This is a genomic window from Paraburkholderia sp. CNPSo 3076 (assembly GCF_026343935.1).
GTDB classification, from domain to species: Bacteria; Pseudomonadota; Gammaproteobacteria; order Burkholderiales; family Burkholderiaceae; genus Paraburkholderia; species Paraburkholderia nodosa.
This window is the reverse complement of sequence record NZ_JAPMAL010000004.1, coordinates 51,502-74,865: the sequence shown is the minus strand read 5'-3', so window position 1 is coordinate 74,865 and position 23,364 is coordinate 51,502. Positions and strand designations below refer to the sequence as shown.

General features: G+C 62.7%; 21 protein-coding genes. 2 read left to right on the top strand and 19 right to left on the bottom strand.

The features are described 5' to 3' along the window. Window positions 1-141: 141 nt before the first annotated feature. From M3A49_RS06200 to M3A49_RS06165, 8 genes are all read right to left on the bottom strand, one after another. The gene (locus M3A49_RS06200; RefSeq protein ID WP_266227907.1) at window positions 142-768 is read right to left on the bottom strand and encodes a hypothetical protein; all 627 of its coding nucleotides are present in this window, start codon (window positions 766-768) and stop codon (window positions 142-144) included. A 153-nt stretch (window positions 769-921) separates the two neighbouring features. Continuing rightward, on the bottom strand, window positions 922-1,806 hold the full coding sequence (locus tag M3A49_RS06195; RefSeq protein ID WP_266227906.1) for an SMP-30/gluconolactonase/LRE family protein: 885 nt from the start codon (window positions 1,804-1,806) through the stop codon (window positions 922-924). Then, window positions 1,803-2,570: an SDR family NAD(P)-dependent oxidoreductase gene (locus M3A49_RS06190; RefSeq protein ID WP_254355462.1), complete on the bottom strand. Its 768-nt coding sequence runs from the start codon at window positions 2,568-2,570 to the stop codon at window positions 1,803-1,805. The genes M3A49_RS06195 and M3A49_RS06190 overlap by 4 nt, the downstream gene beginning before the upstream one ends. A gap of 87 nt (window positions 2,571-2,657) precedes the next feature. Next, entirely contained in the window at window positions 2,658-5,066 is a 2,409-nt protein-coding gene (locus tag M3A49_RS06185) for a glycoside hydrolase family 3 N-terminal domain-containing protein (protein WP_266227905.1), read from the bottom strand. Window positions 5,067-5,174: 108 nt separating this feature from the next. Next, a complete protein-coding gene (locus M3A49_RS06180) occupies window positions 5,175-6,305 on the bottom strand; it encodes an ABC transporter ATP-binding protein (protein ID WP_266227904.1) in 1,131 nt (376 codons plus the stop codon). 45 nt (window positions 6,306-6,350) lie between these two features. Continuing rightward, on the bottom strand, window positions 6,351-7,181 hold the full coding sequence (locus M3A49_RS06175; protein WP_266227903.1) for a carbohydrate ABC transporter permease: 831 nt from the start codon (window positions 7,179-7,181) through the stop codon (window positions 6,351-6,353). Window positions 7,182-7,184: 3 nt separating this feature from the next. After that, window positions 7,185-8,102, bottom strand: a complete 918-nt coding sequence (locus M3A49_RS06170; RefSeq protein WP_266227902.1) for a carbohydrate ABC transporter permease — start codon at window positions 8,100-8,102, stop codon at window positions 7,185-7,187. A gap of 60 nt (window positions 8,103-8,162) precedes the next feature. Further along, window positions 8,163-9,458 carry an extracellular solute-binding protein gene (locus M3A49_RS06165; protein WP_028204691.1) on the bottom strand — a complete coding sequence of 432 codons (1,296 nt, stop codon included), beginning with the start codon at window positions 9,456-9,458 and terminating at the stop codon, window positions 8,163-8,165. A 314-nt stretch (window positions 9,459-9,772) separates the two neighbouring features. Between M3A49_RS06165 and M3A49_RS06160 the strand changes: the two genes are divergently transcribed. Continuing rightward, the gene (locus M3A49_RS06160; protein WP_254355456.1) at window positions 9,773-10,822 is read left to right on the top strand and encodes a LacI family DNA-binding transcriptional regulator; all 1,050 of its coding nucleotides are present in this window, start codon (window positions 9,773-9,775) and stop codon (window positions 10,820-10,822) included. Here the strand turns inward: M3A49_RS06160 and M3A49_RS06155 are convergent. From M3A49_RS06155 to M3A49_RS06110, 10 genes are all read right to left on the bottom strand, one after another. Next, window positions 10,801-11,190: a type II toxin-antitoxin system VapC family toxin gene (locus M3A49_RS06155; RefSeq protein WP_028204693.1), complete on the bottom strand. Its 390-nt coding sequence runs from the start codon at window positions 11,188-11,190 to the stop codon at window positions 10,801-10,803. The two genes, M3A49_RS06160 and M3A49_RS06155, sit on opposite strands and share 22 nt — an antisense overlap. Then, complete coding sequence (locus M3A49_RS06150) at window positions 11,190-11,420, bottom strand: type II toxin-antitoxin system Phd/YefM family antitoxin (protein WP_069262207.1); 231 nt, start codon at window positions 11,418-11,420, stop codon at window positions 11,190-11,192. Before M3A49_RS06150 ends, M3A49_RS06155 begins: the two co-directional genes overlap by 1 nt. Before the next feature lie 709 nt (window positions 11,421-12,129). Further along, window positions 12,130-12,339 carry a hypothetical protein gene (locus tag M3A49_RS06145; protein ID WP_254355455.1) on the bottom strand — a complete coding sequence of 70 codons (210 nt, stop codon included), beginning with the start codon at window positions 12,337-12,339 and terminating at the stop codon, window positions 12,130-12,132. 29 nt (window positions 12,340-12,368) lie between these two features. Continuing rightward, the gene (locus M3A49_RS06140; protein ID WP_254355454.1) at window positions 12,369-13,499 is read right to left on the bottom strand and encodes an ABC transporter ATP-binding protein; all 1,131 of its coding nucleotides are present in this window, start codon (window positions 13,497-13,499) and stop codon (window positions 12,369-12,371) included. A 96-nt stretch (window positions 13,500-13,595) separates the two neighbouring features. Continuing rightward, complete coding sequence (locus M3A49_RS06135; RefSeq protein WP_266227901.1) at window positions 13,596-14,933, bottom strand: GH1 family beta-glucosidase; 1,338 nt, start codon at window positions 14,931-14,933, stop codon at window positions 13,596-13,598. Between the two features lie 68 nt (window positions 14,934-15,001). Beyond that, a complete protein-coding gene (locus M3A49_RS06130; RefSeq protein ID WP_028204698.1) occupies window positions 15,002-15,832 on the bottom strand; it encodes a carbohydrate ABC transporter permease in 831 nt (276 codons plus the stop codon). Continuing rightward, on the bottom strand, window positions 15,829-16,854 hold the full coding sequence (locus M3A49_RS06125; protein ID WP_266227900.1) for a carbohydrate ABC transporter permease: 1,026 nt from the start codon (window positions 16,852-16,854) through the stop codon (window positions 15,829-15,831). Before M3A49_RS06125 ends, M3A49_RS06130 begins: the two co-directional genes overlap by 4 nt. 106 nt (window positions 16,855-16,960) lie before the next feature. Continuing rightward, a complete protein-coding gene (locus tag M3A49_RS06120; RefSeq protein ID WP_266227899.1) occupies window positions 16,961-18,208 on the bottom strand; it encodes an ABC transporter substrate-binding protein in 1,248 nt (415 codons plus the stop codon). Between the two features lie 175 nt (window positions 18,209-18,383). Further along, entirely contained in the window at window positions 18,384-19,475 is a 1,092-nt protein-coding gene (locus M3A49_RS06115) for a LacI family DNA-binding transcriptional regulator (RefSeq protein WP_266227898.1), read from the bottom strand. A 227-nt stretch (window positions 19,476-19,702) separates the two neighbouring features. Then, window positions 19,703-20,857, bottom strand: a complete 1,155-nt coding sequence (locus M3A49_RS06110; RefSeq protein WP_254355448.1) for a porin — start codon at window positions 20,855-20,857, stop codon at window positions 19,703-19,705. Window positions 20,858-21,717: 860 nt separating this feature from the next. Here M3A49_RS06110 and M3A49_RS06105 point away from each other — a divergent pair. Beyond that, entirely contained in the window at window positions 21,718-22,008 is a 291-nt protein-coding gene (locus M3A49_RS06105; RefSeq protein ID WP_266227897.1) for a BON domain-containing protein, read from the top strand. Window positions 22,009-22,084: 76 nt separating this feature from the next. On the opposite strand, the gene M3A49_RS06100 is transcribed toward M3A49_RS06105, so the two are convergent. Beyond that, window positions 22,085-23,350 (bottom strand): ABC transporter permease, encoded by a 1,266-nt coding sequence (locus M3A49_RS06100; RefSeq protein WP_266227896.1) that lies wholly within the window; start codon window positions 23,348-23,350, stop codon window positions 22,085-22,087. Window positions 23,351-23,364 lie beyond the last annotated feature (14 nt).

Here is a 23,364-nt window from a genome sequence, read left to right as displayed (position 1 = left end):
TCGAAGCCGTCGCGCTCTGCGACCGGCATGCTAAAGACGGATGGGGAGGTGAAAACGGATCGGTACGCCCAAAAAATCTTCGAGTCCGGGGAACGATCGATACCGGAAACGCGCGAAAGCGGACGTCCCGCAGCGAAGCCGCTAACGGGCGACGATGACCGTCATCTCGGATTCGTACTTGATCCGCACGTGGCTATGGTGCTTGAGGGACTGCATCACCTCGATCAGGTCCGGGCGGCTAACCCGAATGGAACGGGCAGTGCCGGACTTGTCCACGACGGTCAAGAGGTTGAGCTTGCGGTCGACGCCAGTGACTTGCGCCACGCCGCTGAAGACCCGGAGCACCTGGAAGTTTTCCTGGTCGGCGCCGGAGGAATGCTGGGTCATCTTTGCCGTGTGGGTCAGGCGCGTGACCGCCGCGCCCTCGGCAGGCGTCAATCCGGTGACGTACGGCTCCATGTAGCGGGTCGTCAGCTTGTCGCCGACCCGGATGACCTTGAGCACGTCGCGATGATCTTTCACATCGAAGCTCAGGTCGTCGTGACCCGGCACGGTTACGACGACGAGTGCATTCTTCTGATCGATCAAACTGATGGTGCCGCTTTCCGTGTCGACGGATGCCCCGGCCGGCACGGCCTCCGAGGCGGCGGAGGCGTCCTCGCCAGCCGCGCGGCACAGCGGCGCCGAGGCGGCAAAGAGGCCGCAGACCACGGCGGACAGCGTCAGGCAGTGCGCGAACGCAATGCGCGTATTCGATCGGTAGAGCATGGTAGTCCCCTTGAAACGATCAGGTGACACGCTTGCTGCGCCGGTCAGGGACCATGGCGTGTGCTCTTGGAGCCTAACACTGCAGGGCGCCCCGGGCATCGGACTTTGGTCCTATAGGGTCAAGGCCGGGGCCGAGGCTGGGTCCGAGGCTGCTCAACGCGCGAAGGCCGCCGCACAGTTCGCCGGCGCCTGCCCCGGCACCGGCGAGTGGAACGTGAACAAGCCGCCCGCCAGCGGCTGCTTCTCGCGCTCGGCTGCCGTGAGCCCCTTCCACGCGGTGGAAACGTACACGGTCTTCAGATCGTCCCCGCCGAACGCGACCTTCGTGATGTTCGCGCACGGAAACGCGATCTGACCGGCCAGTTCGCCCTCGGGAGAATAACGGTCGATGCGCCAGCCCCCGAATAGCGCGACCCACACGTAGCCCTGGGCGTCCACCGCCATACCGTCCGGGTGCCCGTCGCCGGCAATTGCGGTGAAGACTCGCTTGCCCGACAGCGTACCGTCAATCGCGACGTCGAACGCATACACGACGCGACGCATCGTATCGTTGTGATAGAGCGTGCGGCCGTCCGGACTCATGGCCGGGCCGTTGGTGATCACGTAGCCGCTGTCGTGTGCGCTCAACACCGCACCTGCGTCCACGCGATACAGCGTGCCGCTCGGCGCTTCCTCTGCGTCGTCCATCGAGCCGAACCACAGGCGGCCGCGCGCATCGGCGAACCCGTCGTTGAGGCGATTGCCCGGCAAATGTGGTTCGACATCCATCAGCTTGTCGAATTCGCCGCTCACGGCGTCGAAGCGATACAGGCCGTCAGGCAGCCCACACACGAAAACTCTGTCCCCCAGCGGCGCGATGAAGCCGACCTGGTCGGGCGCGTACCAGGTCGTGCGCTCCCCGCTCGTGACCACGAAGCGATGAATGCGGCGGCCCTTGATATCGACGAAATAGACCGCGTTTTCCGCGGCCTGCCAGAGCGGCCCTTCGGCCAGCTCTGCGCCGACCGGCCATACGCACACGGGATGCGGCATCGTCATTCTCCGTACCATCCCGCGTCGACGAAGTAATCGCGCCCGGAGCAGCGCGAGGCGTCGTCGGATGCGAGGAACAAGGCCATGCGGGCGACGTGCTCGGGCTCGATGCGCAGTGGCAGACACTGACCCGCGACGACCTTCGCCTCGCTCTCCGCCGTTTGCCATAGGTTCATCTGCCGCGGCGTTTTCACGGCGCCCGGGATAATGCAGTTCACGCGAATGCCCGCGCCGCCCAGATCGCGCGCGAGGCCACGCGTAAGACCTTCAATGCCGGCCTTCGCGGTCAGGTAGATCGGCAGGTTCGGCAAGGCGACGTGCCACGACACCGAACCGAAGTTCAGGATCACGCCGCGTCCCGCCTGGCGCATGCCTCGCGCGGCAGCCTGCGCGCAGAAGAACTGGTGGCGCAGGTTGACGGCGATACGCTGGTCCCAGTAGCTCGCGGTCAGCTCGCCGATATCATGGCGGTCGTCGTTGCCCGCGTTGTTCACGAGCACGTCGATCGGGCCGGCGGCATCGACGATCGACGCGAACACGCTTTCGATCGCGTCCACGCTGCACAGGTCGCAGCGCTTGAACAGCGGCGGATGCTTCGCATGACGAAGCTTTTCTTGAAGTGCGAGCGAATCGTGTTCGGCCACGTCGAGGAAGAATACGCGCGCGCCCTGCTGTGCGAATGCCTCCACGACCGCAGCGCCGATCCCGCTGCCGCCGCCGGTGATAACGACGGTTTTGTCCGCCAGGCTCGGATAGATTGCGTACGACATCAGATATTCCAGTGTTGACTTGTCAGAACCCAAACGGGCGGCGAGCCGCAGATGGCTCGCCGCCCTGACCTGCCGCTTTGCTTCCCGTTACGAGACGACCTCGACCGCGCTCAGCATGCGCCAGTTGCGCGGGAGCGTTCGCGTGGCATTGCCTGCAACCGTGACCGTGCCGCTCAGATGGATGTCGCGGCTCGAACTGCCCACCATCAGATCGAACTTGCCCGGCTCGACGATGCGCTCGCCGCGTGCGTCGGTGAAATTGAACATATCGACGGGCAGCTTCACGTTCACGCGAGTCCGCGCGCCTGCCGCGAGTGGCACGCGTGCAAACGCCTTGAGTTCGCGTACCGGCCGCGCCGTCGACGCGTGCTGATCGCGCACGTAAATCTGCACGACCTCCGTGCCGTCGCGTGAGCCGATGTTCTCAACCGTGAAGCTCAGTTCGACCGTGCCGTCTTCGAGCGGCACTTCGCGTTGCGCCACCGCGAGATCGCCGTAACGGAACTGGGTGTAGCCGAGGCCGAAACCAAACGGATAACGGCTTCCAAAGTGGTAGGCGATCGGTGTGCCCGCGCTCTTGAGGCGATGGTTGTACACATAGGGCACGGCCCCTGCGCTCTTCGGCACGGAGAGCGGCAAACGGCCGCTGAAACCGGCGCGGCCCACCAGCAGATCGGCAAGCGCCTCGGCGCCGCGCTCGCCCGGTGCAAACGCCATGATCTGCGCGGCAATGCGATCTTCGAGGCCGCCCAGATTGTACGGGCGGCCGCCTGTCATCACGACGACCGTAGGCGTGCCGCTCTCGACCACGGCCGTGAGCATTTGCAGTTGCACGCCGGGGAGTTCCAGGCTGTCCGTATCGGAGCCTTCGCCCACCGTACCGGACTGGAACAGGCCCGCCAGATCGCCGACGAACACGACAGCCACGTCCGCCTTGCGCGCGGCTTCGACTGCGGCGGGAATCGCTTCGGTATCCTTGCTGATCAGCTCGTCGCGGCTGGCGTTGCCGCTCAAGTCGAGCGACACGTCGCCCGGGAAAACCGGCGCACCCGCACGGCGGGTCTTGATGATGTCGCAACCCTTGGCATGCTGCACCCGCGCCTCGCCCAGCAGTGCACGCAGAGCGCCCAGCGGCGTGGCGATCGAAGCGACCGACTGCTCGCCCGAGTTGATGAGGTGCACCGGAAAGCTGTAGCCCGCGAGCAGCGCGAGCGGGTCGTCGGCGGTCGGGCCGATCACCGCGATTTTCTCCGCGCCATGGGCGTTCAACGGCAGCACGCCGCCTTCATTGCGCAGCAGCACCGCCGATTCGAGCGCGACCTGATACGCCGTATCGGCCGCCGCCGTGCCCTTCACGTCCACGCGCTCGGGATCCACATACGGATTCTCGAACAGGCCAAGGCGGAACTTCGTGCTCAACACACGAGACACCGCGGTGTCGATCGTCGCTTCGGTGATCTCGCCGCGATCGAGCGCTTCCTTCAGATGGACCGCGCACTCGTGACCCGGCAACTCCACGTCGAGTCCCGAATTGAACGCGAGCGCCGCCGCCGACGCGCTGTCGTGCGCCACCGCATGATGGCTGTAGAGCAGGTCGACGGCAGCATAGTCCGCAACGACGAGCCCCTCGAAGCCCCACTTCTCGCGCAGCGTATCGTGCAACAGCGTGCGGTCCGCATGGCAGGGCACGCCGTCGATATCGTGGTACGCCGGCATGATCGAGCCCGCGTGCGCGAGCTTGACCGCCATTTCGAACGGCAGCAGAAACACGTCATTCAACTCGCGCGGCCCGACATGCACGGGCGCATGATTGCGGGCGCCTTCGCTCGCCGAGTGGCCAACGAAGTGCTTGAGCGTGGCGAGCACGTCGCGCCGCTCGCCCTGCAGACCGTTCACGTAGTGGCACGCGAACACGCCCACTAGATACGGATCTTCGCCGAGCGTTTCCTCGGTGCGGCCCCAGCGCGGATCGCGCGACACGTCGAGCACGGGAGCCAGGCCCTGGTGGCAGCCGATCGAGCGCGCCTGCTCGCCGATGATGCGCCCCACTTCGCCCACGAGTTTCGGGTTCCACGTTGCCGCGTAGTTCAGCGGCGAGGGAAACAGCGTGGCGTCCTTGATCATCAGGCCCACGAGGCATTCCTCGTGCGACATGACGGGAATGCCCAGGCGCGTGTCTTCGACCATCTTGCGCTGCAGCTCGTTGAGCGCGCGCACGCCCTCTTTGGGATCGACCGTGTGGGTGCCGAGCGGACGCGTGATCTGTCCAAGACCGTGTTCGAGAATCTGGTCCACCGTGAAGCTGTTGGCGCTTTGCGCGAAATCGATACTGCGCGCCTTGTGATCGCCGTCGGCCGAGAGCTTGAGCCACGCGGCGTGAAGCTGGGCAATCTTTTCATCGAGCGTCATGCGCGCGAGCAGGTCGGCCACGCGCTGCGCCGTCGGTGCGTCGGAGCGGCGATAAAGCGGAACCTCGGTGGTGTGTTCAAGCGACATTGCTTCACTCCCTGGTATTGCACGAGACGGCGTTTTTTTCTTTCCGTCTGCTTAGTTGTGCTTTTGAAAATGGCGTTGCGCGGGCGCGCGGCGAGAGCCGCGCTCCGCTTAAATGAGACGACGCAGCGCCATATCGTGATCGTCGAACACGTGGCATGCCTCGGCCGGCAGCGCAAGCTTGACCACTTCATCGTGCGTCAACGCGCTGTCGCCGGGCACCTTTGCGATCAATGTCGCCGCGCCCGCGCCCGTCTGCGTCGCATGGATATAGCTGTGCTCGCCCATGTGCTCGACGAGCTTCACGCGACTCGCGAGCGTCTGTTCGTTGCGCGCATCGCCGGCCACCCGCAGATGCTCCGGACGCACACCGAGCGTCACCTTCATGCCGGCGCGCGCACGCGAGCCGTCCACGCGTGCGCGCACGCGCTCGCCGCTTTGCAGGTCGATGTCCACGCCGCCATCGTCGCCGCCCACCACTGTGCCCGCGAAGAAGTTCATTTTCGGCGAGCCGATGAAGCCCGCGACAAAGCGGCTCTTCGGATGGTGATACAGATCGAGCGGCGCCCCCACCTGCGCGACGCTGCCGTGCCGCTCCATGTGATCGCCCGCCTGCAGGAGCACGATGCGATCGGCCAGCGCCATGGCTTCGACCTGATCGTGCGTCACATACACGGCGCTCGCCTCGCTGAACTCGCGATGCAGACGCGCGATTTCGGTGCGCGTCTGCACGCGCAGCGCCGCGTCGAGATTCGACAGCGGCTCGTCGAACAGGAACACGCCCGGCTCGCGCACGATCGCGCGACCGATCGCCACGCGCTGGCGCTGGCCGCCGGAAAGCGCCGCGGGGCGGCGTTCGAGATAGGTATCGAGTTGCAGTGCGGCAGCCGCGCTGCGCACCTTCTTGTCGATGATGGCCTTGTCGATTTTCGCCTGTCGCAGACCGAATGCCATGTTCTCGTACACGCTCATATGCGGATAGAGCGCGTAGTTCTGGAACACCATCGCGACCTTGCGCTTCGCGGGTTCGACCTCGTTCATCCGTTCACCGTCGATGCGCAGTTCGCCGTCGGTAATCGATTCGAGTCCGGCGATCATGCGCAGCAGCGTGGACTTGCCGCAGCCCGACGGGCCGAGGAACACGCAGAATTCGTTCTTGCCGACTTCGAGGTTGGCGTCGCGGATCACCGCGTTGCCGCTCGCGTAGGCCTTCTGTACGTTATTGAGGGAAATGCTTGCCATATCGTTTTATGCGAAGTTCGGTTAGCAGTGCGGATCGGCCCTGAATCAGCCCTTGAGCGAGCCGGCCATCATCCCCTTGATCACGCGCTCCTGACCGAACGCGTAGGCAACGATCAACGGCAGCGACGTGAGCACGAGAACAGACAGCATCGAGGGTATGTTCGACGCGTATTGCCCCATGAAGTCCCAGATTGCGAGGGGCAGCGTACGGTGCTCGGACGTCGACGTGAGCATGTACGCGAAGATGAACTCGTTCCAGAGACCAATGCCGTTGAAGATCGCCACCGTGGCGAGCCCCGGTCCCGAAAGCGGGAAGAAAATACGCCAGAAAATGCGGAACGGACTGCAGCCGTCGAGCTGCGCGGCCTCTTCGAGCTCGCGCGGAATCTGCCGCATGAACTCGGTCAGGATGAAGATCGACACCGGCAGGCTGAGTGCCACATACGGGCCGAGCAGCGAGAACTGCGTATCGTAAAGGCCGAGATTACGCGTGAGCAGATAGATCGGCACCAGCGTGGCATGCAGCGGCACGATCATGCCCGCGACCACGAGACCGAAGAGCAGCTTGTTCAGCCTGAAGCGCATACGTGCAAACACATAGGCTGCCATCGCGCTGATGACGACGATCAGCGCGACCGACACGCCCACCGTGAACAGGCTGTTACGGAAATACGTGAAGAACGGCCCCTTCAGTACGGCCGCGTAATTGCCCCAGAACAGGTGGCTCGGCGGCGCCCACACGGAAGTCGTGAAGGTCTCCTCCTGGCTCTTGAAGCTCGACACCACCATGAAGATGAACGGGACCGTCGTGACAGCCAGCCAGATCAGCGCGAGGATCGGAATCGTCACGCGGGGGAAGCGGAATTTCTTGTTCATGGATCAGACCTCGGTTGCAAAGCGGCGCGTGAAGTACATCGACACCGCCGCCACTGCGATAACGATCAGGAACATCGCCGAGCCGATGGTGCTGCCGTAGCCGAGCTGGAACGAACTGAACACCGTGCGATACATGTAGGTGGCCATCACCTCGGACGAGCCTTCGGGGCCGCCGCCGGTCATGACGAAGACGAGATCGAAGTAACGCAGCGAGCCGAGCACGGAAAGGATCACGGCCGTGCGCACCGTGCCTTGCAGGTGCGGCAGCTTGATGCGCCAGAAGATGGTCCACTCGGAGGCGCCGTCGAGCAGCGCCGCCTCGTTCACTTCGGCCGGCATCGACGAGAGGCCGGCGAGGAACAGAATCATGTAGAAAGGCGCGTTCTGCCAGATGATCACGGCGATGGTCGCGCCCAGCGAGAAATGCGGGTCGCCCAGCCAATCCTTTGCGAGACCATCGAGCCCGAATACCTGCAGCGCCACGTTCAGGGGTCCGAAATTCGGATCGTAGATCTGCTTGAACAGCACGCCGATCGCCACACTCGACATGAGCAGCGGCAGAAAATAGAGCACTTTCAGCACGCGCGAGCCGCGGCCGGCCTTTTCCAGCAGCACGGCGAGCGCGAGCGCGACAGGAAGCTGAATGACGATCGAGGCGAGCGCGAGAATCACGTTGTTCTTGAGCGATTGCCAGAACACCGTGTCATGGGCGAGCCGCGCCCAGTTTGCGAGCCCCGTATAGCGGGCCGTATTGCCGAGGCCATTCCAGTCGAGCAGCGACAGCCGCAAGCTGGAAACGAGCGGATAAAGCAGGAACACGGCCAGCAGCAGCAGCGCCGGCGCAAGAAACACGACCGTGACGAGCGTTTGCGAGGAGAGCTTCAGCCGGCGTTCGGGTGTAGCGGAAAGTGCAATATTCACGAGCTTGTCTGCCGGCCGGCGCCTTGCGGCGCCAGCCGGACTTTTCCTGAGTGCTGGAGATCAACCGCCCTTCTTCGAAGCGGCTTCCATTTGCTGCGCGGCCGCCTCAGGCGTCACCGACAGACCGAACAGCGCCTGCGTCGTGTCCTTGTGCAGTTCGCCCAAGGCCGGCGGCAGGGCCTGGTCGTACCAGAGCTGCACGCTCGGCGCCGCGGCGAGCAGCTGCTGCAGACGCTGCGTGAACGGATCGTCGATCTTGACGTTGTTGACCGGCGGGAGCTTGTGGTCATCCGACGCGCGTGCCTGCATCGCCTGGTCGTCGGTCAGCGCCTGGATCAGCTTGAATGCGGCGTCGGGCGTCTTGCACTCGGTCGAGATGCTCAGGAAGCCATCGCCCACCGTGCCGATCAGGTCGCGCGGGTCGCCCTTGCCGCCCGGCACGCTCGGGAACGGGAAGAAGTCGAGATCCTTCGAGAACGCCGGATCTTCGTTCGCGATCGTCGAAGCTTCCCAGGCGCCCATCAGTTCCATTGCGGCCTTGCCCGAATACAGCAGACGGCGCGAAGCCCCCGAGTCGTAATCGAGACCGTTGATGCCCGGCGCGAACGCGCCAGCCTTCACGAGTTCCTGGATACGCTTGCCGGCTTCGACGAACGCCGGATCTTCGAAGCCCTTGCCCTTGCCTGCGATCGCGTCGCTCACGACTTGCGGACCACCGATACGGTCGACGAGGTACATGTAGTACATCGACCCCGTCCACTTGTTCTTGTTCGCGAGCGAGAACGCTGCCACGCCGTGCGACTTCAGCACGTCCACGACGTGCATCAGTTCATCCCACGTCTTGGGCGGCGTGATGCCGTACTTCTTGAACAATTCCTTGTTGTAGAAGATCACCGCGGCCGCCGCGTTTTCGGCCGCCACACCGTAGGTCTTGCCGCCGTACGTCGTGACGCTCCACGACGACTGCATGAAGCGGTTGCGATACGCCGGGTCCTTGTTCAGGTACGGCGTGAGGTCGACGATCTGACCGGATTTCACATACTCCTGCAGGCCGCCGCCGCCCCAGTTCTCGAACACGCACGGCGGCTGGTTCGCACCGAACGCCACCTTCAGCTTCGTCTTGTAGGCCTCGTTCAGGACGTGCGAATTCTCGACCTTGTAGCCCGGGTCCGCCTTCTCGAAGCGGTCCGAGGCGTCGCGGATGATCTTGCTCGACGACGCATTGGTCTGCTGATCCCATTCCGTGATCGTTTTCGATTCCGCTGCAACGGCGTTCGATACGACTGCAGACAGTGAAAACAGCAGTGCCGTGGCGCCGACAATCGCCCGCGCCTTGGAGAAACCTGGGTACGCCATGTTTGTGTCCCCTCTTATGGAATTTTGAGAGCTATCTGAGTTATCTGCGCGTTTAACGTTAGCCTTAACGTTAATGGATGTTAATCCGAGACCTGAACTACGGCTATGCGGGATTTTCCTGGTGAGCCTCCCACCCGAGCTTGCGCCCTGCGCAAGGTTGGTGCGCGCGGGGGACGGTTGAATAGCGGCGCATCTGCTAGAATAGCCAGCACATAAACGGTATCGCTAACGTGACGAGCGACCCATCCGCGGAGTAACCAGCGAGTCACGAGCGAGTCTTCGCAGACATGACCTCTCGTAAGCCCACACCACGCATGGCAAGGCAAACTCCCACGCTTGAGCACGTCGCCAAGCTTGCCGGGGTGTCGCAGATGACCGCCTCGCGCGCGCTCAACGGACGCCCGGGCGTGTCGCGCGAAACGCGCGATGAAGTGCTGAGAATCGCTTCGGACATCGGCTATGTCGTGAACCGCACCGCCCAGAAACTCTCGGGCGGCCGCAACGGCATCATCGGCATCATCACGCCCACGCTCGACACGCAGTTCTCGAGCGAACTGGTGCTCGGCGCGGGCCGCGCGGCACGCGGCGCGGGCATGGAAATGCTCGTGTACACCGTGTTCGACGAAGACCGCCATACGCATCACGACCTGCTCGGGTTGATCCAGCAATTTTCCGACGGCATTCTCGCCATCCTGCCGCGCGAGTCGCTCTGCCTCGAAGCACTCGCCACGGCCAAAGTGCCCGTGGTGGTGGTCGATCAGCGCGGCACGCTCACTGGCTTTCCTTCGGTATCCGTCGACAATTACGGCGGCGCCTGCCTCGCGGTCGAGCATCTCGCGGAGCTCGGCCACAAGCGCATTGCGTTTCTCGCCGGCGACGAAACCATCGAAGGCGTGCGCGACCGCCAGCGCGGCTATCGCGACACGCTCGCCAAACTCGGCCTGCCGCGCGAAGACGCGCTGATCGCCGCCGGCGATCTCTCGCAAATGATGGCGTTCGACGTCACGTTCGACCTGCTCAATCTCTCCGATCCGCCCACCGCGATCTTCACGGCCAACGACCAGAGCGCGTTCGGCGTGATCGCCGCCGTCAGGGAAGCGGGCCTGCGCGTGCCCGACGACATTTCCGTGATCGGATTCGACGACATTCCCATGTCCGAGCAGTTTCATCCTGCCCTCACTACGATTCGCCAGCCGTTCCAGCAAATGGCGCGTTCGGCCGTCAATACGCTGCTCGCGCAGATCGCCGGCATCGACGCCGCTTCGCAGCGCATCACGCTGCCCGCGGAACTGGTGGTGCGCGACTCGACCGGACCGATGCGAGCGCGGCACCGCCGCTCGCGTCACCAGATCGTTTCGACGTAAGTCGAGGCGCGCACCTTCGCATCGGAGGTCACGAGCGCGCCGCCGTGCGTGCGGGCGGTCGCGACGATCAGCCTCTGATGCGAAGTGAGCGCGGGCGGCAGCGTCGCCGCCCGGAACGCAATTTCGGAATCGACCGGAATCAGGCGCACGCCATCCAGCTTCAGAAACGTGGAGAGCCAGCTACGGGCGTCCATGGTGAGCCCGAGGCTGCCGGCCTTCACGAACTCCGCGATTTCGAGCGCGCTGATGGCCGAAATGAGGATCTCGCCGCCGTCGAGTTCACGGTCGATCGCATCGTGCGCTGCCTGACTCAGCGCTTTCTGCCTGCCGAGCCAGCACACGAGCGCAAGCGTGTCGAGCGTGATCATTACTCTTCCTGCTCGGCGGGAACCGGTGCAAGCGCGTGCTTGAGGTTGAAATGCGTGATCGACGCACGCAGCAGCTCGAGCGGATTCTCCGTCTTGCTGCGATACGGCCGGATTTCAATGGTGGGTTGTCCCCGGTCCGTCACGACGACGGTTTCGCCCAGCGTTTCGACCTGGCGGAACAGCTCGCAGGCGCGGGACTTGAAAATGGCTTTGGATACTCGCTTTTCCATGACGCTCTCCACCCATCAAAATTCTATCGGATTTTTATCGCATCGGGTCGTTGCGCATGCAACGAAATTCCTGCGCTTCGCGCCCCAATGACTCTTTATCGGCGTTGCCCAACGGTTTGCTACCTGAACTACGCTCCGGCAGCGGGGTATCCGGCACTCCCGCAAGAACGGACTGCGGGTTTTTACCGGTAACATGTTTCGCCCGAATCCGCCCCGCGGCCCTTGCGCTTTCATATAATCGATCTGTCTGGCGAATACCCGTCAAGCAGCCCGAGTTGCGATCGAGCGACCCGCGTGGCACGACAACAGGGTGTGTTGCTTGCCGGCGGATATGCGCGAGTAGCGGTGTACGCTTCGCTTGCCGATACGGACGCTGCCGCAGGAAAGCGGAGCGTTGGGGGAGATGATTGCCCTTGCTGCAGACCGTCGATTAAGCAGAAACATAATAACGTTATCCTTAACGTTAATTCATGTTAAATGCCTCGTTCGGGCGCCGCCATGCGTGGTTTACCTGGGCTTGGGGATTTGACGCAGAGTCCGCGTAAACCCAGCCGGAGCCCGGTCTAGCAAGGAAAGAGCGCCTGGCAAGCTGGCAACAGGGTACTGCAAAAAAGTACCGTTCCGGCTAACGTTAAATGTGCGGTAAGAAAAGTCGTAACGCCCATTCGCGACACTCGTAATCATCCCTGCCCCCATATCGTCACATTCGCTAGTCCGGATCATCCGGCGGCTTCGACGAAGGCTCCGCATCGAAATGGACGATGAACGCATGCAGCGGCTCGCGCCGTTTCTCCTGGCGGTTGCATTGCGGCTCGCGTTCCCTGTCCGTCACATCGCGCGTTTCAGCTGACATCGGGGCCTGCCCGGTCAGCGCATTGGCAGCGGACGCGAAATCGGCCTTCGCCCCTTTGTTCGCCATGGCACTCTTCCCCTACGCAAACCGGCACGTCAAACGACGGCTCGAGCGTTTTCTCCCACTTCGGGGCGCTCGAACGCCACCGCCGCGCCCTTCGCATCGAACAGCGTGAGCGCGGACGAGGCCACCTTGATGCCGACGCGCGCGCCCGGCTCGTATTGCGCGTCCTTCTTGTCGAGCTTGAGCGCAATGGCATGCGCCACGCCGTCGAGGCGCGCGTGCAGGATCGACACGTCGCCCAGATGTTCGACCAGCTCCACGCGCGCTGCGATGCCTTCGTCCGCAAGGCCGATGCTCAGGTGTTCGGCGCGCACGCCCAGGGTCAATTCGCCGTTGAGTGCACGATCCGGGCGGCCCGACAACGCGATACGGTGGCTCGCACCCGCAAGCGCGAGGACGGTTTGCAGGCCGTTTTGCGACACGACCGTGGCGCCGAGCATGTTCATTTGCGGCGAGCCGATAAATCCGCCGACAAAGCGGTTCGCGGGCCGGTCGTACAGATCGAGCGGCGCACCCGTCTGCTCGATGTTTCCCTTGTTGAACACCACAATCTGCTCGCCGAGCGTCATCGCCTCGACCTGATCGTGCGTGACGTAAATCATCGTCGTGCCGAGTTCGCGGTGCAGCTTCGCAAGCTCGATACGCATCTGCACGCGCAGCGCCGCATCGAGATTCGACAGCGGCTCGTCGAACAGAAACACACGCGGCTTGCGCACGATCGCGCGGCCAATCGCAACGCGCTGCCGCTGGCCGCCCGAGAGCGCCTTGGGCTTGCGCTCGAGCAGGTGCGTGATTTGCAGGATTTCGGCAGTGCGGCCCACGACCTCGCGCACTTCGCGCTTCGATTTGCCCGAGAGCTTCAGCGAAAAGCCCATGTTCTCCGCAACCGTCATATGCGGGTAGAGCGCGTAGCTCTGGAACACCATCGACACGCCGCGATCCACTGGCTGCAGATCGTTCACGCGAATGCCGTCGATCAGAATGTCGCCGCCGCTCACTTCCTCGAGCCCGGCGATCATGCGCAGCATGGTCGACTTGCCGCAACCCGACGGCCCGACGAATACCGTGAACTGTCCGTCGGGAATATGAAGATCGATGCCCTGAATGATCTGCGGACCTTCGCCATACGTCTTCACGACGTTGCGCAATACGAGTTCGCCCATTGTTACGTCCTCCTTGGTGCTCTTGCTTGTCGTCCCGCGCGAGGTTGGCGTGTCTGCCCTCTTCGCGCGGGTTACGGTGCGGTCTGTGTGCCCGCGTTAGCGCGCGGCCTCGGCGGCGGCATGCTCCGCGATGACCTCGCTATACCAGTGTGCGCTGTCCTTCAGCGTGCGCTTCTGGGTCTCGTAGTCGACGTACACCATGCCGAAGCGCTTGTCGTAGCCGGACGCCCATTCGAAATTGTCCAGCATGCTCCATGCGAAATAGCCGGCTACGTCCACACCCTGTCGCGCGGCCTCGGACAGTGCGGCCAGGTGCAGATCGAGGAAGTGGATGCGGTCGGTGTCCTGCACACGGCCGTTTTCGAGCACGTCTTTCGACGCGCAGCCGTTCTCGGTGATGAAAATCGGCGGCAGCTTGTACTCGGCATTGAGCTTCGTGAGCAGCTCAGTCAGGCCTTCCGGATAGACTTCCCAGTCCATGTCCGTAAAGCCGTGCACGCCCGGCGGACGCTTGTTGCCCGAAGCGCTCGCGAAAATTCGCGTGTAGTAGTTGATGCCGAGGAAGTCGAGCGGCGTGCCGATGATGCCGAAGTCGCCCTCGCGAATCACCTCTTGCGGGCCGTTCGCGCCATACCATTGCAGCGCTTCGGCCGGATACTCGCCCTTGAAGATCGGGTCCATGTACCAGCGCACGAACTTCGCGTATTCGAGCGATGCGGCAACAAGATCCTCGGGCGCGTCGGTCGCCCCGTGTGCCGGCGACTGGTTGAGCACGATGCCGAGCGGCGCCTTCACGCCATCGGCGCGCATGGCCTGAACGGCAAGGCCATGCGAAAGCAGCAGATGATGCGCCACGTGTGCCGCCTTCTTCAGGTCGGCGTTGCCCGGTGCGAAGTAGCCCGTTGCGTTGCCGAGCCATGCGGTACACCAGGGCTCGTTGTGCGTCGCGATCGAAGCCACGCGGTCGCCCAGCACGCTGCCGATCTTGCGGGCGTAGTCGGCGAAACGATACGCCGTATCGCGGCTTTCCCAGCCGTTCTGCTCCGTTTGCAACGCTTGCGGCAAGTCCCAGTGATACAGCGTCGCGAACGGCTGGATGCCGCGCTCGAGCAAGCCATCGACCAGACGCTCGTAGAACGCGAGGCCCTTTTCGTTGTACGCGCCGCGACCATCCGGCTGCACGCGCGGCCACGCAATCGAAAAGCGATAGGCATTGACGCCCATTTGCGCCATCAGATCGAGATCTTCTTCCAAACGATGGTAGTGATCGCAGGCCACGTCGCCGCTCTCGCCTTTCACGACCTTGCCGGGCACGCGGCAGAACGTGTCCCAGATCGACTCGCCACGGCCGTCTTCACGGGCTGCGCCTTCGATCTGATATGAACTGGTGGCCACGCCCCAGACGAAGTCTTCCTTGAATCGAAACGTCGACATAACGATAGGTATCCTGATTAGTCGTACCCGCTTTTGCGTGAGTGGACACGAAATGAATGTAGAGAAACTCAGGCCTTGACGGCGCCGGTCGTCAAACCGTCGATCAAGCGCCGCGAGGTGAAAGCGAACAGCACCAGCAACGGCACCACGGCGACCGCGGAGCCGGCCATCACCGCGCCCCAGTCCGAATTAGTGGGGCTTTGCAAAATGCGCAGCGCGAGGGGAAGCGTATACATCGAAGGCGAACGCAGCACCACGAGCGCCGACAGAAAGTTATTCCAGGCCTGAATGAAGCTGATGAGCCCAAGCGTGCCCAGTGCCGGCCCGAGCAGTGGCAGCACGATGCTCCAGTAGATGCGGAACTCGCCGCAGCCGTCGATGCGCGCCGCCTCGATCAGGTCAGACGGAATGGCTGACGCGATGTACTGGCGCATGAGGAACACGCCGAGCGCGGCAGCCGCGCCGGGCACATACAGCGCGCGTGGCTGATTGATCCAGCCGAGCAGGTTCATCGTCATGAAGGTCGGGATCATGCTGAGGAACGGAGGCACCAGCATGGCCGTGAGCGCAACGGCAAAGAGCGTTTTCTTGAAGCGGAATTCATACATCGCAAACGCGTAGCCGGCCATCGAGGTGACGAGCAGCGTCAGCACGGTCTGGATCGTGGCCGTGTAGAAACTCCAGCCCAGGTTGCGCCAGAACGGAATGTGACGCATGAGCGACGCCATGTTGTCGAGAAACGCGTTGCCGAACCAAAGCGGCGGCGGCATCGAGAAAATCTCGGAACTCGTATGCGTGGCGAAGACGAACATGAACCAGAACGGAGAGAACATCAGCACCGCGCCCGCCAGCACGACGGCGTAACCCGTATAACGCGCCTTGTTTTTCGACAGTTTCATCGCTGTGCCTCTTCTTTCATGCCGCTGCGGTGGAAAATGCGCGTGTTGAGCCACATCAGCGCGGAAATCGTGATAAAGAGCAACCACGCAATCGAACTCGCCGTGCCGAAGTCGCCGTCGTGGAATGCCGTGCGATACATGTATACAGCCGTGGTCAGGCCGGACTGACTCGTCCCCATGCCTTCGTTCGGGAGCAGGATGAACGGCTCTTCGAACAGTTGCAGTCCACCGATGATCGAAAGCGTGACCGCGAAGAAGATCATCGGCTTGAGAAGCGGAATCGTGATGCGCGTGAACTGTTGCCAGCCATTGGCGCCGTCAATGCGCGCCGCTTCGTAAATGTCCTTCGGAATGGTTTGAAGCGCGGACAGATAAAGCACCGTATTCCAGCCCACGTAGCGCCAGAAGACGACGACAGAAACCGCCGGCTTCACGTTCGCCGGGTTATACAGCCACTCGATCGGTTTCGAAGGCACGATCCAGTGCAGCCCCGGAATCTTGCCGATTTCGGCAATGGCGAGATTGATCATGCCGAAGTCGGTCGAATACAGCGACGAGAAGATCAGCGCGATTGCCACGCTCGACGTGATGAAGGGCAGAAAATACAGCCCGACCACAAAATTGCGCCAGCGGCGAAATGCGGTTTGCAGAAAGAACGCCAGCGGCAGCGCAATGAGGTGCTGCGGCACGCCGGACATGACCGCCATCGAAGCCGTGTTGTAGAGCGATTTCCAGTACCACGGGTCAGTCAGCGTGAACGTAAAGTTCGACAGGCCCACCCACTTCATGCTCGCCAGTCCCGCTGTCGCGTCCCAGCTCTGGAACGAGAGATACAGCGAAAACAGCAGCGGAAAGGCCAGGAACACCGCGAACAGCAGGAAAAACGGTGCGAGAAACAGGTACGGCGCGATCTTGACCGGATTGAGCCGCGGTTTGCCATGAGCGTGGGCGAGCGGCGCGAGCGTATCGCGCACGAGCCCTTCCCGGGAGACCTGTTCAGTTGTGGGCAGAGGAGAGTTCATCGATAGTTCCGTCCATTCGGGCGTGGCCGGCCGGGGCGACCGGCCACGCTGTTGCAGCGGGCTTCAAAGCGCGGCGATGCGTGCCGCGCCGTTTCATCAGAACCGCTTAACGGCGGATACGATGCGTGATCTCAGCCTGTGCTTCCTGCAGCGCCTGGTGGATGTCCTCGTTGCTGTCGACCACCTTGTCGAGCGCCGAGTGGACCGCCTCTTCGGCAACCTGGTCATACTTGCTGCGCTGGATCGCCGGGATGTGCGAGGCCGCATCGCGCCAGATCAGGCGAGCCTTCTCGTCGCCGAGGAACGCCACGGGCTGCGCGAAGAAGTCGTCGTGCTGCGCGGAAAGCAGCGCCGGGAAGGCGTCGATCGAGCGGAACGAAGCGAGCTGCTCGTCCGGACGCGTCGTCAGGAACTTGATGAATTCCCACGACAGCTGCTTTTGCGTAGCCTTCACCGGAATCGACCAGAACGTGCCGCCGAACGATGCATAAGCGCCGTCGGGCAGATTCGTTGCGCGCCACAGGCCCTTCGTATCCGGTGCGATCCACGACGAGAGGTGGCCGCCGAGCCATGCGCCCATCATTTGCGTGGCGACCGTGCCGCGCTTGAAGCTTTCGGCCCACTCGTTCGACCACGGCGTGATCTTCGCGTCGAGACCGAGATCGCGTGCTTTCTTCGCCAGCTCGAATGCCTTCACGAAACGCGGCGACGTCACGACCGGATTGCCGGCCTTGTCGAAGTACACGCCGTCGCCTTCCTTCAGGTCGGCGCGAATATAGATGTCTTCGATATCGCGCGACGACGCCATCAGATACGCGCCCGTCGCCTTCTTGATCTTCTGCCCGGCCGCGAGATACGACTCCCACGACTTGGTCAGGTCGGCTTCGGTCACGCCCGCCTTGTCGAGAATGTCCTTGCGGTAGAACAGCGTGCCCGGGCCGATATCGCCCGGCATGCCCACAATCTGGCCGTCCTGCGTGGTCGCCTGCGCGAACGTGTAGTTGATGAACTGGCTCTTGTACTGGCCGGCGCTATAGGGCGGCTTGGCCAGGTTTTCGAGACCACCGCCCGCTGCAAAGCGGCCAATGAAGCCGACTTCGACGGCCATCACGTCGGGCAGGTCCGAGCTCGTTGCGAGCGCGGTGGTCATGGCGTTGTGGTGATCGGCGATCGCAAGCGACGACACCTTGATGTCGACGTCCGGATGCAGCTTCTTCCAAGCGGGAATCGCGTCCTTGATTTCCTGGTCGAGCTTCGGAAACACCGCGACATTCAGCGTGGTGTTGGCATGCGCAGCCACGGTAGCCAGGCTGAGCAAAACTGCAGCGGCAGTGCCTGAAAAACGGAAATTCATTACATGTCTCCTGGTGAAACGTTTGTGAGTGACGTTCAATTGCTCCCCTGCTGCTACGAACTACTTCCCCTGTTGTATTGATTCGCAGTGCTTGACGCCCTGCTTTCCGCGCTTCCGGTGTTTGAAAGCGCTTTCACCGCAAAACTAAAAAAACGGCCCGATCTGGACGCGAACCTTATGCACCCTTGTCGCCCGGGCTCAACGACGGCCCGATGCGACGCGTCGTCTCGCGCGTCACCAGCGTGAGCGGAATGGGGCTCAGCGCGATGGGCTGCTTACGGATCATCTGCACGATGCCTTGCGCGGCGAGGCGGCCGATTTCATAGGTCGGCTGGCGCACCGTCGTGAGAGGCGGCGTCATGTACGAAGAAGTCGGCAGATCGTCGAAGCCGACCAGCGACACGTCTTCGGGCACGCGCACGCCGCGGCGGAACATCGCGAGACGCGCGCCGTACGCGGTCTGGTCGTTCGCGCAGAACACCGCGCTCAACGACGGCCGGCGCACCAACAGCCGCTCCATGGCCGCGAGCCCGCCTGTTTCAAGGTAATCGCCCTGCTCGACCAGATCGGCGTCGAAGCCGATGCCCGCCTCTTCCAGCGCGATACGGTAACCGTCGAGACGCTCGATCGCGTCCTCGTGACTGCTCGGGCCGGCAATGAACGCGATCTCGCGGTGGCCCTGCTCGATCAGATGACGGGTCGCGTCGCGCGCGCCCTGCAGGTTGTCGATCGGCAGGCCCGCCAGCGCCGTGCCGTTTTGCACCGAACGTCCAAGCACCAGCATGGGCGCGTAGCGCGAGTATTCAGTGAGCGTCGGCTCGTCGAGTTGAGCGTGCAACAGAATGATGCCGTCGACGCGGCGCGCGATGAATTCTTCGAGGCGCGCTTTTTCGTCGACCACATTCCAGCGGCTGCTCACGAAAATCGGCGTGAAGCCTGGCTCGGAAAGCGCCTCTTCGATACCGCGCAGCCACTCGGCGTAAAACGGACTCGACACGGCCTGCGTCAGTACGCCGATGGTTTCGGTCCGGCCGCTCGCAAGACTGCGCGCCAGCACGTTGGGCCGATAGTTGAACCGCGCGATCGCCTCTTCCACCGCGCGCTGCTTTTCGGGGAGAACACGCGCGGTGCCGTTCAGGATGCGCGACACCGTGCTCGGAGACACGCCGGCAGCGCGCGCAATTTCTTCCAGCGTCACGTTGGGACCCGGAGTGGGTCCGCTCTGGACACTGGGCGCGCCGGGTGCTTCCTTGGTGTCATCGGTCATGAGTTCCGCCTGAACATTTTCATGAAAGCGCTTTCAAACACTGAAAAAAGCGCTTGCAGATACGTATTCGAAGTGACTAACAGAAACGAACTACAGAAAAGAACCGCAGAAAAAGCAGCCGGTGCGACCAGGGTGGAGGAGAGATCGCACCAGCCTCTCTATGAAAGAGAATTAAGCAGTACCTAACACAAAGAGATCACAACAACTACAGGTCACACGAAGTCAAATCAGAACATGTGCATGATGCCCGCGAACACACCGGTCTGGCTGTGACCGTAGTTCGGGTTGTCGTTCGACGACGTGCCCGTCGTCGCGTCGAAGTTGTTGTTGCCGTACGAACCATTGCCGAGGTTGATGTTCGACGTCGAGCTGTTGTGTACGTAGCCCGCTTCCGCGTACAGGAACGTGCGTTTCGAGAGGTTGTACGTCGTGCCGAGCGTGAACAGCGTGGCGTTGCCGTTGCCGTTGTTCGCGTTCGCGTGGAACACAGCAGCCGTGATCGCCGAAGCGTCGTTCACCTGCCAGCCAGCGCCGATCCATTCGTGGTCCACCGCCGTCGGTGCGCGCACGCCAGCCGGCTGCGACGCATCGGTCACGCCCACGCTTGCGTTGGTGGCGCTCGGTGCGCTCAGGTGCTGGTAGCCGGCATAAATCTTCACCGGACCGATCACGTACGTGCCGCCGGCGAGAATCGAGCGCGAAGCCGAATACACGTTGTTGAACGAACCGTCTGCGCCGCGAACTTCGTCATAGATCACGCGGAAGTCGCCGCTGCCCCACGTATAGATGCCTTCGATCGCGTTCGTGCGGCCCTGGCCCGTCGGCACGCCCTGTGCGTTGACCGGCGCCGAGTTCCAGCTCGTGTTGTTGGTCAGCGAATACTGGCCCTTGAACACGAGGCCGCCGAACAGCGTGGGCGAATCATATTCGGCGCCGTTGGTCGTGCTGGCCCAGTTGCGGCCGCGCACCAGCGTCGAGATGGCGTAACGCTGCATCAGCTGCGGGTCCGCGCCCCAGCTGTCCTGCGAAAGTTCGCCGGCGCCGAGATTACCCATCTTGAACAGACCGAAACGGTCGTTGCTGAAACCCACCGTGGCGTGACGACCGAACAGGTTGCCCGCCGAAGCCCCCGTCATCGTATTGAGCTGGCCTTCCAGCTGGAACACCGCCTTCGTGCCGCCGCCGAGATCCTCCGAACCCAGCAGGCCGAACCAGGAGCAACCCCAGTCGCCGCTCTGTGCCGAGAACTTGTTACCGCCCGGGAGGCCGGTTTCGTACTGCACGCCGTTGTCGATACGGCCATACAGTGTGACGCTGCTTTGCGCGTGCGCCATCGTCGTCGCAGCTGCCATCACCGACAATGCAATAAGCTTCTTTTTCATTAGCTATCCTATATATATTTTGGTGTCTCCAAACCGCGCAGGTCGCGTGCGCTCTACACGTTCCCTACCAGGCTGCCTCACTGAAATGTTCCGAATCACATTTCGAGGCGATTATAGGGACGCCCCTGCCCCGTGTATCGAACCGGGAGTCCAGGGAAAACTCTGTTACCGATAACAGTTGCGCGCCGCGCGGCCCCGGAGTAGGCCCCCGCTTTGTGACCATTCCGTTATGGTCACAAAGCTCGCAACTCCGTTTGCGGTCGTGAGGGAAAATATGCGCAGCGAGGGAAATGTACCGAACACCCGTGCTACCTCGGCCAAATTGCGCTTGACAGCGCTTTCAAAAGCGATGCTCTGACGTTGTGAAGTTGCAACGACGACGCGAGAATTTTTTGTCCGTTGTGTCCGCAGCGTTGCAGATCTGCTGACAGCGCTGTCACCAGCAGGCCTCAGCAATAGCGACTATGATCAAGGTATACCCTGCCGGGCAACGAGTTGAGATTCTCCGGTAAGCACATTCAGCGCGGGACGTCGAATCGGTCCCGCGGGCTTTCCGGCTTCAGACCATCGCGCCACGCAAAACCCCGCGCCTCGACTCCCGCTGTTCCCCGCCACGTCGCACGGCGACGTCCCGTCCGAACGCAATGCACCAGCACGCACCAGCGCAACTTTCGCCGGGCGACGGCACCGCCGTTCCCTACCCGGCTGGCAAAACCCTCGACGCGCCATCGCGGTGACCACTACGCCGCGCACTGCGCGGGCTGGTTTGCCCTCTGACTTCCGCGGCCCTGCGTTGAAGAGGACCGGAAGACTTGCTGCCGGAGTTGACCGGCACTTCTGCCACACTGCAAGGAGGTATCGTGAAAGCCATCATCACTTCCACGCTCGCATTACTGATTTCCAGCACCATGGTGCCGGCCGTTCAGGCTCAAGACTCGGGGGCAAACGACTCGCAACTCGCGCACAACGTCCGGGTCGCTTTCGCGCGCAATGGCGTCAACACTTCTCATGTATTTGTCTTTGCTCGAGGAGGCACCGTCACGCTGCTCGGATGGGTAGACGCGCACGAGCAGGTCGCGCTGGCCGAGCGCAGCGCGGCTTCGGTCGAAGGCGTGCAATCGGTGGACAGTTGGCTTGCGCGTGGACGCTGAAATGCGCGAGTTTGAATGAAACGGCGCGCGCACGACGTTTATTTCGTACGCGCGCCGTACGCTATTCGTTTTTTGTTTATTGATCGCGCCGCGCAATCATTCGTTTGATCCAGCCGCCGCGCCCATAGTCGGTCTGCTGGAGAAACACGGCAATCACGATGATCAGGCCTTTGAGGACCAGCTGGGTATTGCTGTCGATATCGTTGAGCAACAGGATGTTGCCGAGAAAGCCGAATATGAGCACGCCCGCCACCGTGCCCGATATGCGCCCAACTCCGCCGGCCAGACTCGTCCCGCCAATCACAACGGCCGCAATCGCGTCGAGTTCCCAGCCGGTCCCGGCATCGGCCTTCCCCTGGCGGTACTGCGCCGCATAGAGCACGCCAACCAGCGCCGAGAGCAGGCCTGAAATGGCGTAGGCCATCAGCTTGTAGCGATTGACGTCAAGCCCGGAAACCACGGCGCATTTCTCGTTGCCGCCTATCGCATACAGATATTTTCCGAACACCGTGCGATTCATCACGAAGCTGAATGCGAGCGCGATCACGAGAAAGAAAAGCGCGGGAACCGGAATCAGATTGAACAGCAGCGCGCGCAGATTCTCGATATCGGCGGTCGCGTTCGTGCCGCTGTAAATCGAATAGACAGCGGTGTCCTGCCCCGCGATCAGCCGCGCGGCGCCGAGCACGCCGACCATCGCCGCGAGCGTGACGATGAACGGCTGCATGCGCCCGCGCGTGATGATCCATCCGTTGATGCTGCCCACCGTGAAGCCCGCTAGCGGCACGATCCAGAGCACGCCTGCAAGCGGCATGCGGTGCGCTGCGTGCAACGCGATATACAGGCACGCCAGCGCCGCGCACAGCAGCGCAATGGCGCCGCGCACCGCGCGTGCGGCGCCAGCATGCGCGCCATGCGAACGTTGCGGCCTGCGCCACGCACCGAGCACGATGAACACGATCGAGAACACGGCAATCGCATTGAGCACGAGCGAGGCATCAGTCGCCCGGTTCCACCCCTCCGTGGTCAGCAGCATGGCGGTCAGCACGCTGCCCAGCCCCATGATCGCCCCGACGGAAAGATCGATGCCCGCGGTGATGATCACGAGCGTCATGCCGATCGACATCACGCCGACGTTGGCGACCTCGCGAAACACATCGGAGATATTGGCGCTGGAAAGAAAGATGTTGCTGCCATCGGTCGAGTGAGGCGAGGTGAACGCGCCCACCACGAGCAGCAGGATCAGCCCCAGGTAGTACTTCAGGTGCGTCATGAGCGTGCTGAGTTGACGCCTGCGCGTTGGCGCATCCGGCTCGGCGACATGGTCCTGCACATGCAGCATGGTCAGTCTCCAGT

Coding starts and splice junctions, on each gene's coding strand:
- M3A49_RS06185 (WP_266227905.1), bottom strand. CDS start 5,066: ATGTCGCTTGAACACACCACCGAGGTTCCGCTTTATCGCCGCTCCGAC.
- M3A49_RS06160 (WP_254355456.1), top strand. CDS start 9,773: ATGGCAAGGCAAACTCCCACGCTTGAGCACGTCGCCAAGCTTGCCGGG.
- M3A49_RS06145 (WP_254355455.1), bottom strand. CDS start 12,339: ATGGCGAACAAAGGGGCGAAGGCCGATTTCGCGTCCGCTGCCAATGCG.
- M3A49_RS06135 (WP_266227901.1), bottom strand. CDS start 14,933: ATGTCGACGTTTCGATTCAAGGAAGACTTCGTCTGGGGCGTGGCCACC.
- M3A49_RS06130 (WP_028204698.1), bottom strand. CDS start 15,832: ATGAAACTGTCGAAAAACAAGGCGCGTTATACGGGTTACGCCGTCGTG.
- M3A49_RS06200 (WP_266227907.1), bottom strand. CDS start 768: ATGCTCTACCGATCGAATACGCGCATTGCGTTCGCGCACTGCCTGACG.
- M3A49_RS06150 (WP_069262207.1), bottom strand. CDS start 11,420: ATGGAAAAGCGAGTATCCAAAGCCATTTTCAAGTCCCGCGCCTGCGAG.
- M3A49_RS06125 (WP_266227900.1), bottom strand. CDS start 16,854: ATGAACTCTCCTCTGCCCACAACTGAACAGGTCTCCCGGGAAGGGCTC.
- M3A49_RS06190 (WP_254355462.1), bottom strand. CDS start 2,570: ATGTCGTACGCAATCTATCCGAGCCTGGCGGACAAAACCGTCGTTATC.
- M3A49_RS06120 (WP_266227899.1), bottom strand. CDS start 18,208: ATGAATTTCCGTTTTTCAGGCACTGCCGCTGCAGTTTTGCTCAGCCTG.
- M3A49_RS06175 (WP_266227903.1), bottom strand. CDS start 7,181: ATGAACAAGAAATTCCGCTTCCCCCGCGTGACGATTCCGATCCTCGCG.
- M3A49_RS06110 (WP_254355448.1), bottom strand. CDS start 20,857: ATGAAAAAGAAGCTTATTGCATTGTCGGTGATGGCAGCTGCGACGACG.
- M3A49_RS06140 (WP_254355454.1), bottom strand. CDS start 13,499: ATGGGCGAACTCGTATTGCGCAACGTCGTGAAGACGTATGGCGAAGGT.
- M3A49_RS06100 (WP_266227896.1), bottom strand. CDS start 23,350: ATGCTGCATGTGCAGGACCATGTCGCCGAGCCGGATGCGCCAACGCGC.
- M3A49_RS06155 (WP_028204693.1), bottom strand. CDS start 11,190: ATGATCACGCTCGACACGCTTGCGCTCGTGTGCTGGCTCGGCAGGCAG.
- M3A49_RS06195 (WP_266227906.1), bottom strand. CDS start 1,806: ATGACGATGCCGCATCCCGTGTGCGTATGGCCGGTCGGCGCAGAGCTG.
- M3A49_RS06165 (WP_028204691.1), bottom strand. CDS start 9,458: ATGGCGTACCCAGGTTTCTCCAAGGCGCGGGCGATTGTCGGCGCCACG.
- M3A49_RS06180 (WP_266227904.1), bottom strand. CDS start 6,305: ATGGCAAGCATTTCCCTCAATAACGTACAGAAGGCCTACGCGAGCGGC.
- M3A49_RS06115 (WP_266227898.1), bottom strand. CDS start 19,475: ATGACCGATGACACCAAGGAAGCACCCGGCGCGCCCAGTGTCCAGAGC.